This is a genomic window from Tateyamaria sp. (assembly GCF_039945315.1).
GTDB lineage: Bacteria > Pseudomonadota > Alphaproteobacteria > Rhodobacterales > Rhodobacteraceae > Tateyamaria.
The window spans coordinates 182,115-194,385 of the sequence record NZ_JBDUXB010000055.1 but is presented as its reverse complement, the minus strand read 5'-3'; the positions used below and the strand labels follow the sequence as shown (position 1 = coordinate 194,385).

Below are 12,271 nucleotides of genomic sequence, written 5' to 3'. Positions count from 1 at the left end.
GAAAGCAAAAAGTATGAAAAGAGCGGCCATAGACTGTTTCAATTCCATTCCTGTGAACCGGCGTTTGATCAAAGCGGAATGTTGTCGTGCTTCTTCCAAGGGTTCTGCAGCGACTTTCCCCTCAACGATGCAAACGCACGGCTCACCCGTTTGCGCGTGGACCGGGGTTGGATTACCTCATCAATGAAACCCTTCTCGGCAGCGACAAACGGGTTGGCAAACCGGTCCTCGTAATCCTTCGTATGTGCAGCGATCTTTTCCGCGTCTCCCAAATCCGCACGGTGGATAATCTCTGTTGCACCCTTGGCACCCATCACGGCGATCTCGGCCGTGGGCCAAGCATAGTTGAAATCACCGCGCAGGTGTTTGGAGGCCATCACGTCGTAGGCGCCACCATAGGCCTTGCGGGTGATCACAGTCACTTTGGGGACGGTCGCCTCGCCATAGGCGAACAGCAATTTTGCCCCGTGCTTGATCACGCCACCATACTCCTGCGATGTTCCGGGCAAGAAACCGGGCACGTCCACCAATGTTAGGATTGGAATTTCAAAGGCATCGCAAAACCGGACAAAGCGCGCGGCCTTGCGGCTACTATCGATGTCCAGACATCCGGCCAGAACCATCGGTTGGTTGGCCACAACTCCGACAGTCTGCCCTTCCAAACGGACAAATCCGGTGATGATGTTTTTGGCAAATTCTTCCTGTATCTCATAGAAGTCGCCCTCATCCGCGATCTTCAGGATCAATTCCTTCATATCGTACGGCGTGTTGGGATTGCTGGGCACCAATGTATCAAGGCTGGCCTCAATGCGGCCCGGCTCATCAAAGAATGGGCGCACGGGTGGTTTTTGGCGGTTGTTGAGCGGCAAGAAATCAACGAGCCGGCGCACCTCGGCCAACGCCTCAACATCGTTTTCAAACGCCCCGTCAGCCACACTGGATTTGCGTGTGTGGGTTGACGCGCCACCCAGCTCTTCGGCGGTGACATGTTCGTTGGTGACCGTTTTGACCACATCAGGCCCGGTGACAAACATGTAAGACGTGTCTTTGACCATAAAGATGAAATCGGTCATCGCGGGCGAGTAGACTGCGCCACCCGCACATGGCCCCATGATCAGGCTGATCTGGGGGACGACTCCACTGGCCATGATATTGCGCTGGAACACTTCGGCATATCCCGCAAGGCTCGCCACACCTTCCTGAATGCGCGCGCCACCAGAGTCATTGATCCCGATGACAGGGGCCCCGTTCTGCACGGCCATATCCTGGATCTTGCAGATCTTCTGAGCGTGGGTTTCTGACAGTGACCCGCCAAAAACAGTAAAATCTTGACTGAACACGTATACCATGCGGCCGTTGATGGTGCCCCAACCTGTGACCACGCCGTCGCCTGCGGGCTTTTGCGCCTCCATCCCGAAATCAGTGCATCGGTGGGTGACGAACATGTCGAACTCTTCGAACGACCCTTCATCCAGCAGCAATTCGATCCGCTCGCGCGCGGTCAGCTTGCCCCGTGCGTGCTGTGCGTCTACGCGCCTTTGCCCGCCGCCCATACGCGCATCCGCGCGCCGCGTTTCCAATTCGGTCAGGATATCGTTCATGCTGTCCCCGCTGGTGATTTTGCGGCATCATACAGGCACGAAGGGCCGCCGTGAACGGCCAATTGGCATATTTGCAAACTATATACAGCATTGCCATTGCAAACTGCGAATTTGCTAAGCACCGATACCTGTGCAAAACTGCACTGGACAGTTCAGTTGGCGCGACTTACCTCCAAAAGCATGGACAATCCTATCAAGGTCCGTTTTCTGGATCGATCCACCCCACCGCATATTTCCACGCTGATCCTGCTGGCCGGTGTTTCGGCCATGGTCATGAACATGTTCCTGCCCAGCCTGCCGAACATGACGGCCTATTTCGAAACGGATTACAGCGTGATGCAGTTGTCCGTGGCGCTGTACCTCGCGGTTTCCGCGGTGATGCAGACAATCATCGGGCCGATTTCCGACAATCTGGGGCGGCGCCGCGTGCTGTTGTGGGGCATTGGACTGTTCATGCTGGCAACTCTGGGCTGCATTTACGCCCCCAACGCCGAAGTTTTTCTGGTGTTCCGCATGTCACAGGCCGTGGTCGCCGTGGCCATGGTGCTCAGCCGCGCCGTCATTCGCGACCTGTACGATCAGGATCATTCGGCTTCTATGATCGGCTATGTCACAATGGGCATGGCGGTTGTGCCGATGATATCTCCCGGTTTGGGCGGCTTGCTGGATGAAGCGTTTGGCTGGAAGTCGGTCTTTTGGTTCTTCTTTACAGTCGGCGGACTGATGATGTGGTTGGTCTATACAGACCTCGGCGAGACCGCGCAGAAATCCTCGAAGTCTTTGATCGGTCAGTTCAAAGAGTACCCCGAATTGCTGATGTCCCCCCGCTTCTGGGGATATTCGCTGGCTGCAGCTTTCTGCTCGGGCTCGTTCTTTGCCTATCTTGGCGGCGCACCATTTGTGGGCACCGAAGTCTTCGGCATGGGCCCATCGGAACTAGGGCTTTACTTTGGCGCGCCTGCCATTGGTTATTTCCTTGGCAACTTTCTATCGGGGCGTTACGCGACCACGTTCGGAGTGAACAAACTGGTTTTGTGGGGCTGCATCGCCAACGCAACAGGCACCTTTGCGTCACTCATGATCTTTGTTGCCGGCCTCGGCACACCCCTTAGCTTTTTCGGGATGATGATCTTTGTTGGCCTTGGCAACGGCCTCGTTATACCCAACGCCACCGCTGGCATGTTATCCGTGCGCCCACATCTTGCAGGGACTGCCTCTGGCCTTGGCGGGGCGATCATGATCGGGGGCGGCGCGGCACTGTCCGCTCTTGCGGGCCTTCTCCTGACACCTGAAACAGGGGCATTCCCGCTTGTCGGCATCATGTGTGCCACCGGCGTGTGCGCCTTGTTGGCTATTGGCGCCGTCTATCGACGCGAACGCAGGCTGGCTCTCGCCTAAGGGTTGCGCGCCTTGCTTTGCAAAATTAGCCTGACCTCATTGCAAAGCTGCAAATGCAAGGATTCGCATGGCCAGTCCAAAACTCTACGCCGGTGCCAAACTGCGCGAAGTTCGCACACGCGTAAGCCTGACCCAAAAGGACTTTGCGGCGAAACTGGGCGTGTCCCTCCCCTACCTCAACCAGATGGAAAACAACAACCGGCCCGTTAGCACCTCCGTGGTTCTCAGTCTGGCCAAGGAATTCGGTCTGGATGTCACCGAACTCAGCGCAGGCGATGGCGCGCGCCTTGTGTCGGACATGCGCGAAGCCTTGGCCGACCCAGTTTTTGCCGCTGATATGCCGCCGCTCGCCGATCTGCGGCTTGTATCTTCGAATGCACCCGCCCTTGCGCACGCCTTTCTCAACCTGCACCGCGCATACCGACAAACACACGAACGGCTCGCCTCGCTGGACGAGGCGCTGGGACGCGAAGACGCGAGGGCGCGTCCGTCTCCTTGGGAGGAAGTCCGGGATTTCTTCCATTATTGCGACAATTACATCGACGCCGTTGATCACGCCGCTGAACACTTTGCAGCGGCCGATGACGGGAACAGCAACATTCGCACCGCTGCCATCTCTGCCCTTGCAAATGCGGGCATCACCGTCAGTTTTGAAGACAGCGACACGCTGCGCCGATACGACGCTGAGACCAAGACCGTTCACATTTCCACGCGCGCCGCGCATCAAAGCCAGACGTTCCAATTACTGCTTCAGGTCGCGCTGGAGCGTCAGGACGCGCTTCTTGAGGCGACGCTGGACCTCGCCCGCTTTCACACAAGCGAGGCACGGGCGATCGCCAAGATCGGGCTCGGCAACTACTTTGCCGGCGCCGCCCTGATGCCCTACGCCACCTTTCTGGAGGCCGCCCAATCCACGCGTCACGATCTGGAACAACTCGCCACCCGGTTCGGCGCCTCCATCGAACAGGTCTGCCATCGCTTGTCGACGTTACAGCGGCCCGGGGCCAAGGGCGTGCCCTTCTTCTTTGTACGGGTCGATCAGGCAGGCACCATCACAAAACGCCATTCTGCCACACGCCTGCAATTTGCGCGTTTTGGCGGCGCCTGCCCTTTGTGGAACGTGCACAGCGCTTTTGAACTTCCGGGACAATTCCTGCGCCAGCTGGCCGAAACTCCGGACGGAATACGTTATGTCAGTCTAGCGCGAGACGTGTCCAAAGCGGGCGGGCGGTTTGGCGCACCGGTGCGTCGCTATGCGATTGCACTGGGGTGCGAGGTCAAGCATGCGCCGCATCTGGTCTTTGCGGATGGATTGGACGTCGGTGCGGATGCCGCCTTTGAACCGATCGGTATTTCCTGCCGAATTTGCGAGCGCAAGGAGTGTCACCAACGCTCTGTTCCGCCGCTTGAGCGCCAACTGACCGTTGATCCTGACCGCCGCGGCGTGCTGCCGTACGAAGTGGGCTAGCGGCGCGCGGCACGCCAGCCAGCAGCCCGCGCCTCGGCGGGCGAACAGAACCAACGCTCGCCCTTGGCAGTGTTGATCCCGGTCCGTTCATATAATTCCTGACCGGGGACATGAAAAATGCGCCCGTTTTTCGATATATTGCCTTTGATCCGGCAGAATGGGTCGGGTGGTATCCGCCCCTTGGCGCGGGTCTGGCGGAATTGCGCAGGCGACTGCACCAGAAACCCATGCAGCCCACGATCCGCGACATAGGCCGACTTTTCGTCCAGATCATAGACCATCCCGTACCGGCGATAGGCGAAGGCCCAGCCCTGCGATACGATTTCCTGCCCCATATCGACGTCGCCCACCTGACAGGCGGCGACAACTCGGCCGTAACGGTCCGTGTCCTTTTGGCCGCAGCGTGCGTATCGGCCTTCAAACCGATCCGCTACTTGCGCGCTGGCCCAGACGCCACAGGCAAAATCCACTCCATGCTCTGTCTGGCAAATCTGATCCTGTTCAGGGGCATCAATTGCGTGCAGGCGGACGCGGGTTGAACCCACATCGATCGTATCCGCATCGATAACACGCACGTGTCCAGACACATCCGCCCAAACGGGCAGACTTACGCAGATCAGAACAAGGGCAGAACAAATCCTTAACACTTCGTTAACATGGGCACGTCGCGTTTGATTTTCAAACGCATTTCGACCCCATGTTTAACGCTGTGATGTCTCCCAATCGGGGTGAACCCATGGTTCGTCATTGCTGCGCGCGAGCGGGTCGCGGCCCAGAATATGGTCGCTCATCTTTTCGCCGGTCATGATAGACGGACCGTTGAGATTCCCATTGGTGATGCGAGGAAAGACGGAACTGTCCACAACCCGCAGCGCCTCGACGCCAATCACCTGACCTTCCGGGTCAACCACTGCTCCCTTGTCGTCGCGGCGCCCCATGCGGCAGGTCCCGCAAGGGTGATAAGCGCTTTCAGCATGTTCACGGATGACGCTATCCAGTTCGTCATCGCTCTGCGCGGCGTCCCCCGGCTGTATCTCGTGCTTGACGAATGGTGCCATCGCATCCTGTGCAAAGATTTCGCGCGCAAGCCGAACGCAAGAGCGAAACTCCTCCCAGTCTTGCGCTTCGCTCATATAGTTGAAGCGGATCACCGGATCATCTGCTACGTTTGCCGAGCGCAGCGACACCCGCCCCCTACTCACTGACCGCATCGGTCCGGTGTGCGCCTGAAAGCCATGTCCTTCGGCAGCTGTTTTGCCATCGTAACGCACGGCAATGGGCAAGAAATGGAATTGAATATCCGGGTAACTGATGCCAGCGCGGCTGCGAATAAACCCGCAGCTTTCAAAGTTGTTGGACGCCCCCAGCCCCGTCTTGGTGAAAAGCCACTGCGCGCCGATCATCCCTTTGGAAAAAAGGTTCCAGTGCTTGTACAGCGTGATCGGCTGTTTGCTGGCATATTGAATGTACATCTCCAGATGGTCCTGAAGATTTCCCCCAACGCCGGGGCGATCTGCCACGACCTTGATCCCGTGTTCGGCCAGATGTGCCGCAGGCCCGATCCCGGACAACATAAGGATCTTGGGAGAGTTGATCGACGACGCGGCAAGGATCACCTCTCGACGCGCACGCACGATCGTACCACCGGCCAACTCGACGCCAACTGCGCGCCCCTCTTCGATCACAACGCGCTCAACCAAACCACGCACCAGATCGCAGTTCTGACGCTTCAGCGCAGGCTTGAGGTAGGCATTCGCGGCCGACCAACGCCGCCCTTTCCATACGGTTTGCTCAAACGGGCCGAACCCTTCTTGTTGTTGCCCATTGTAGTCCTGCGTCACCGGGTAACCCGCCTGCCGTCCCGCCTCAACAAAGGCATGAAACAACGGGTTGGTGCGCGGGCCCCGTGTGATATGGAGCGGACCATCAGAGCCGCGCCATGTTGGATCACCGCCATGGCCTCCGTCGTGCCAGCTTTCCAGCCGTTTGTAGTAAGGCAGCACATCCGAATAAGCCCAACCGTCGGCACCACTTTCGGCCCAGTGATCAAAGTCATGCGCATGGCCGCGCACGTAAACCATTCCGTTGATCGAGGATGAGCCGCCAATAACCTTGCCCCGGGGACAAACCAGACGGCGATTGTTCAAATGCGGCTCGGGCTCGGATTGATAGCCCCAGTCATAGCGTTTCATGTTCATCGGGTAGGACAAAGCAGCGGGCATCTGAATGAACGGGCCCGCATCCGTGCCGCCATGTTCAATGACCAACACCGACTGCCCTGCTTCTGCCAGACGATAGGCGACAGCGCAGCCTGCACTGCCCGCCCCGACAATCACATAGTCACTTTCCATCTTTTACCTCATGGTGAGGTGGCTTTTGGATCGAACCGACCCTCAGTCACCTCGCAACAAAATTCCTACCCATTCAGAGCGCCCAGGGCCCAACCTCTCTGAGGGGCCTTAAAATGGCGCTTCCACATCGCCCATGCGCACATAAACAGACTTCAGCTGGCTGTAATGCGCTATGGCGGCCTTCGAATTCTCACGGCCCACGCCTGACTGTTTGGACCCGCCAAAGGGCGCCTCGACCGGTGCGTCATTGTAGGTGTTGATGTAACAGGTGCCCGCCTGAAACCCGGCGGCGACGCGGTGCGCGCGGGTCAGATCACGGGTAAAGACACCGGCGGCCAGACCGAACTCTGTCGCATTGGCACGTTCCATCACCTCGTCTTCATCGTCAAAATCAAGAACCGCCATGACAGGGCCAAAAATCTCTTCGCGCGCGATGGTCATATCGTCCGTGACATCCGCAAAGACGCAAGGTTCGATGTAAAATCCGTCCTGTGGAAGACGCGCGCCGCCATAGACAAGGCACGCACCCTCTTCTTTGCCTTTGGCGATATAGCCCTCGACAATGCCCAACTGACGCTCCGATACCATCGGGCCAAAGGACGTGGCCGGGTCTTGGGGATCGCCAATCACAGCGTCCTCCAGCCGTTCAGCAAGACGGGTCAAAAACGCCTCTTTCATCCCCTTTTGAACGAACACGCGCGTGCCGTTGGAACACACCTGACCTGAGGAATAGAAGTTCCCCAAAATGGCCCCGGACACGGCGTTTTCGACATCTGCGTCGTCAAAGACGATCATGGGGGATTTGCCGCCCAACTCCATCGTCACGTGCTTGATGCCCGCGGCCGCCGCGGCATAAACCTTACGGCCCGTCGGCACGGATCCGGTCAGTGAAACCTTGTCCACCCGATCATCCGTGACCAAAGCAGCGCCCACATCCCCAAGCCCCTGAATGACGTTATAGACGCCCGCAGGCGCACCGGCTTCGTGCAAAATCTCGGCAACCTTTAAGGCACACAGCGGCGTTGTTTCGGATGGCTTGAACACCATCGTGTTGCCGCAGGCCAAAGCAGGTGCGCCTTTCCAGCTTGCGATCTGGGTGGGGTAGTTCCATGCCCCGATCCCGACACATACCCCCAACGGTTCGCGGCGGGTATAAACCCAATCTTCGCCCAACTGGATATGTTCACCAGTCAGCGTCGCCGCCATTCCACCGAAATACTCCAGCGCGTCCGCGCCGCTTGTGGCATCCACAACACTTGTTTCCTGATAGGGCTTGCCGGTGTCATAGGTTTCAAGCACCGAAAGGTCATGATTGCGTTCCCGCATGATGTCCGCGGCGCGGCGTAAAATACGGCCCCGCTCCGTGCCCGTCATTGCAGCCCAAGCCCTTTGGGCCTGCCGCGCAGAGGACAGCGCAAATTCGATCACGGCAGGAGTCGCGGAATGAACCTGGGCGATCTTTTCCCCGGTCGCAGGATAGATCACGTCGATAACCGCGCCGTTGGTGTCCTCGACATATTTGCCGTTGATGAAATGGCTGGCGGTGGGTTGGGTTGTATAGGTCATGAGTGTGTGTCTCCGACGGCTGTGTTTCGGGCCAAAAGAAGTTTATTCGCCGCGTGGAAAGCGCTGGTTTTCTTCGACGTTGTTGAGGTTCATGTGATTGCGCATGAATTGCTCAGATGCTTTTTGAAGGGGCTGATAATCCCAAGGGTAGTAGCCCCCCTCCCGGAGTGCTTCGTAGACCACCCAGCGGCGGGCCTGACTGGCGCGGACGTCTGCATCAAAGCGGTCAAGATCCCAGCGCGCTTCAGATTTGGCGCGCAATTGAGACAGCGTGCCCTGATGGGCCGGGAAATCCGCGAGGTTGTTCAATTCATGGGGGTCGGCTTCCAGATCAAACAGTTGATCCGGGTCCAGCGCGCAACGGTTGTACTTCCACTTGCCATAGCGCAGCGACACCATCGGAGCGTAAGACCCCTCGGCCGCGTACTCCATAGCGACCGGTTCGGTGCGCTCTACCCCCTGTCCTTGGGGGACAACGCTTTGCCCGGCTGTCCAAGGGGCCACTTCAGACATGTCCACACCCGCCAGATCGCACAGGGTCGGGCAAACATCGATATTGCTGACCGGATCCGTGATCAAACCGGGGGTCATATCGGGGCTTGAGATCATCATGGGCACCCGTGCCGATCCTTCATAGAAGGACATCTTGAACCACAAACCACGCTCGCCCAGCATGTCACCGTGATCCGAGACAAAGAATATCACCGCCTCTTGGTGCGTGGCCTCCAGTGCCTCCATCACCTCGCCGATCTTGTCGTCAAGATAGGATATGTTGGCGAAATAGGCGCGGCGCGAGCGTTTGATATCCTCTTCGGTGATGTCAAAGCTGCGCCAGTCATTGGCATCAAATATGCGCTGCGAATGCGGATCATGATCTGAGTAATCCACTGCAGGCACATCGGGCAGCAAGTGGTCGCAATCGTCGTACAGGTCCCAGTACTTTTTGCGGGCCACGTAAGGGTCATGCGGGTGGGTAAAGCTGACTGTCAGGCACCATGGGCGCGCGTCATGCCCACGCGCCAGATCATAGACCTTGCGCGTCGCGTGAAAGGCAACCGCATCGTCGTATTCCATCTGGTTGGAAATCTCGGCCACCCCGGCCCCTGTGACCGAACCCATATTGTGATACCACCAGTCAATCCGCTCGCCGGGTTTGCGGTAATCCGGGGTCCAACCGAAATCGGCCGGATAGATGTCGGTGGTCAGGCGTTCTTCGAATCCGTGCAACTGGTCGGGGCCGACGAAATGCATCTTGCCCGACAGGCAGGTCTGATACCCTGCACGGCGCAGATGGTGGGCATAGGTGGGAATGGAGGATGGGAACTCGGCGGCATTGTCGTACACGCCTGTCACGCTGGGCAACTGGCCCGACATAAAGGCGGCACGACCCGGCGCGCAAAGGGGCGACGCTGTGTAGCAATTGGCAAAACGGGTCGATCTGGCGGCGAGTTTCTTGAGGTTGGGCGCATGAAGCCAGTCGGCGGGACCGTCCGGAAACAACGTGCCATTCAGCTGGTCCACCATGAATATCAGGATGTTGGGCGCGCTCATTGCTTTGCTCCGATCAAGGTTTCAAGTGCGCGCACAGCGTAGCTCTTGGCGTCATCAACAGAGGCCTCAGGTGACAAAGCCGCACGCAGATAAAGCCCATCAATCAGCGCCCCCAGCATTTCGGCATCGCGACGCGGATCAAGACTAAGCGGACGCAAGGCGTGGGTCAGGTTGCTGCGCAAACGGCGTTGATAAAGGTGCAGCAAACGGTGCGTTTCGGGGTTGGTCGTTGCCTGCGCATACAAGGTCATCCATGCGCTGACAGTCGCAGGGGCAAAACAGGACGGTGCAAAACTCGCCGCGATCAATGCCTCTGCACGGGCCTGCGCGGTTTGGGCAGCCTCCAGCTCGCGGATCACCTCACACCCGAAATCACGTAGAATCTGACGCATGGCGGCCAGAAAAATCTGATCCTTCCCACCGAAATAATGATGCGCAAGGGCCGTCGACATCCCTGCCCGCTTGGCGATTTGGCCGACCGTCACATCCAGCGATCCAGCCGCCCCAATTTCGGCGATTGTCGCCTCAACCAGTGCCGCCCGGCGGATCGGTTCCATCCCCACTTTTGGCATGCCAGCCCCTTTGCCCCACGTCTCCCTTTGGACCTAGGCGATTTTTTATTGATCCGTCAATCAATAAAAATCAAAGCTTGGTTGCAGGCGCCGGCGGCGTGATGGGTCTGCGCTTTAGCACCGCCTCGCGCCATGTAATGAAAGTGACAGATGCAAGGATCAGCGCACCACCAAGGATCACCCAGATGTCGACCGGCTCGGCAAAAACCAGCGCGCCAAGGGCCACCGCCCAGACAAGCTGCAAAAACGTCACGGGCTGCGTCACGGTCACCGGTGCCGCGGCAAAGGCCATTGTCATCGTGTAGTGCCCCGCGGTGGCAAAGCAGGCGACGGCAAACAGCAGCCCCAAATCGCCCCATGACGGCGTCACCCAATCGGCCAGCGCAAAGGGCGCCAATCCAATGGTCACGAACACCGACAACATAAAGACAACGACTGCGGGTTTCGCCTCATCCGCCATGATCTTGGCCAACAGGTAGGACCCGGCAAAGGTGACGGCGCAAAACAGCATCGCCACATGCCCCGGCTCAACCACACGAAAGCCCGGACGCAAGATCACCGCGGTGCCAATCAAGGCGACAACAATGGCCGCGATGCGCCTGAGCGCCAGCGTTTCCCCCAGAAACAGCGCGGCGCCGATGCTGACGTAAACGGGGGCAAGATAGTTCATCGCCGTCACTTCAGCGATGGGAATGCGGGTCATGGCATAAAACCACAGGATCACCCCGCCTGAATGAAACACGCCACGCAGGGTGAACAGCTTCCATTGGCGAGGGGTCAAATGAGCGTTGCGCACCGCAGGCAGCATCGGGATCAGAAACCCCAACCCAAGAAAGTAGCGCAAAAACGCCGCCTCTGCCGGAGGCACACGCGGCCCCATGTATTTGACCAAAGCCGTGACGGCGACAAAACACAGGCCCGTCACCAGCATCCAGAAAATACCGACCAGTGGTTTGGGTTCGCCTTGCTGCATGGGCTATCAATGCGGGCTGGACGCGGCAGAGGCAAGCCCCTGTCACACATGCAGCAGCCCACATTTCAAAGATAAATTAACTTCAATGCAATAGCCCACATTGTTAACGCAATAACAGCGTCAAGTATCCGCCACGCACGGGCATTGGCAAAGATCGGAGCGAGCAGCCGCGCGCCATATCCAAGCGCAAAGAAAAATACAAAACTGGCAAGCGTCGCGCCAATTCCGAACAGCAGTCTGCTATTATATTGGGACGAAATCGAACCGATCAGAACAACCGTATCCAAATACACATGCGGGTTCAGCCAGGTCAGCGCCAGCACGGTCAACAATGCCTCGCGCAAAGGCTGGGTGTCTTCGCTACCCAGTTCCAGCGCCGCGCCGCCCTTCCATGCTGACCGGGCATTGCACCATCCGTACCACAGCAAAAACGCGGCCCCACCATAGCGCATCACCGGCTCAAACCACGGCACGGCCTCTGCCAACGCCCCGAACCCAGCGACGCCGCAGATGATCAAAATCGCGTCAGACAAAGCACAGGTGAGACATACCCAAAACACGTGCGCGCGGCGCAGTCCCTGACGCAAGACAAATGCGTTTTGCGCACCGATCGCCACGATCAGCGACAAAGACAGGAAAAATCCGGGTAAAAACGATGCCATTTTAGACGCCTTAGAAAGTGCTCACGCGGCCTTAAGTGCTGCAAGGTCTTCTGGCAAGACTCTACGAGCTATACGTTTTTTGCACAGCGGCTTTGCACAATTAAACAGAGCATTCCGCGACCTCATCCC

The 12,271-nt window shown here is 58.1% G+C and carries 10 protein-coding genes; 2 read left to right on the top strand and 8 right to left on the bottom strand.

Features of this window, described 5'->3' with window-relative positions; translation table 11 throughout:
• Positions 1–68: 68 nt before the first annotated feature.
• Entirely contained in the window at positions 69–1,601 is a 1,533-nt protein-coding gene (locus tag ABJD00_RS18875; protein WP_413831919.1) for an acyl-CoA carboxylase subunit beta, read from the bottom strand.
• Positions 1,602–1,781: 180 nt separating this feature from the next.
• Here ABJD00_RS18875 and ABJD00_RS18870 point away from each other — a divergent pair, with 180 nt between their 5' ends.
• Together ABJD00_RS18870 and ABJD00_RS18865 are read left to right on the top strand one after the other, a co-directional pair.
• On the top strand, positions 1,782–2,999 hold the full coding sequence (locus tag ABJD00_RS18870; RefSeq protein WP_413832038.1) for a multidrug effflux MFS transporter: 1,218 nt from the start codon (positions 1,782–1,784) through the stop codon (positions 2,997–2,999).
• Between the two features lie 67 nt (positions 3,000–3,066).
• Positions 3,067–4,467 carry a helix-turn-helix domain-containing protein gene (locus tag ABJD00_RS18865; protein WP_413831917.1) on the top strand — a complete coding sequence of 467 codons (1,401 nt, stop codon included), beginning with the start codon at positions 3,067–3,069 and terminating at the stop codon, positions 4,465–4,467.
• Here the strand turns inward: ABJD00_RS18865 and ABJD00_RS18860 are convergent.
• The 7 genes from ABJD00_RS18860 to ABJD00_RS18830 all read right to left on the bottom strand — a co-directional run bounded on the left by ABJD00_RS18860 (position 4,464) and on the right by ABJD00_RS18830 (position 12,142).
• Entirely contained in the window at positions 4,464–5,042 is a 579-nt protein-coding gene (locus ABJD00_RS18860) for a thermonuclease family protein (RefSeq protein ID WP_413831915.1), read from the bottom strand. The two genes, ABJD00_RS18865 and ABJD00_RS18860, sit on opposite strands and share 4 nt — an antisense overlap.
• A 126-nt stretch (positions 5,043–5,168) precedes the next feature.
• Positions 5,169–6,818, bottom strand: coding sequence for a choline dehydrogenase (betA, locus tag ABJD00_RS18855; RefSeq protein WP_413831913.1), 1,650 nt, complete (start codon positions 6,816–6,818; stop codon positions 5,169–5,171).
• 108 nt (positions 6,819–6,926) lie between these two features.
• Positions 6,927–8,384: a betaine-aldehyde dehydrogenase gene (gene betB, locus ABJD00_RS18850; protein ID WP_413831911.1), complete on the bottom strand. Its 1,458-nt coding sequence runs from the start codon at positions 8,382–8,384 to the stop codon at positions 6,927–6,929.
• Between the two features lie 42 nt (positions 8,385–8,426).
• On the bottom strand, positions 8,427–9,935 hold the full coding sequence (betC, locus tag ABJD00_RS18845) for a choline-sulfatase (protein ID WP_413831909.1): 1,509 nt from the start codon (positions 9,933–9,935) through the stop codon (positions 8,427–8,429).
• Positions 9,932–10,507: a choline-responsive transcriptional repressor BetI gene (betI, locus tag ABJD00_RS18840; protein ID WP_413831907.1), complete on the bottom strand. Its 576-nt coding sequence runs from the start codon at positions 10,505–10,507 to the stop codon at positions 9,932–9,934. Before betI ends, betC begins: the two co-directional genes overlap by 4 nt.
• Positions 10,508–10,577: 70 nt before the next feature.
• Positions 10,578–11,480 carry a DMT family transporter gene (locus ABJD00_RS18835; protein ID WP_413831905.1) on the bottom strand — a complete coding sequence of 301 codons (903 nt, stop codon included), beginning with the start codon at positions 11,478–11,480 and terminating at the stop codon, positions 10,578–10,580.
• A gap of 65 nt (positions 11,481–11,545) precedes the next feature.
• Positions 11,546–12,142 (bottom strand): LysE/ArgO family amino acid transporter, encoded by a 597-nt coding sequence (locus tag ABJD00_RS18830; RefSeq protein ID WP_413831903.1) that lies wholly within the window; start codon positions 12,140–12,142, stop codon positions 11,546–11,548.
• Positions 12,143–12,271: the final 129 nt, after the last annotated feature.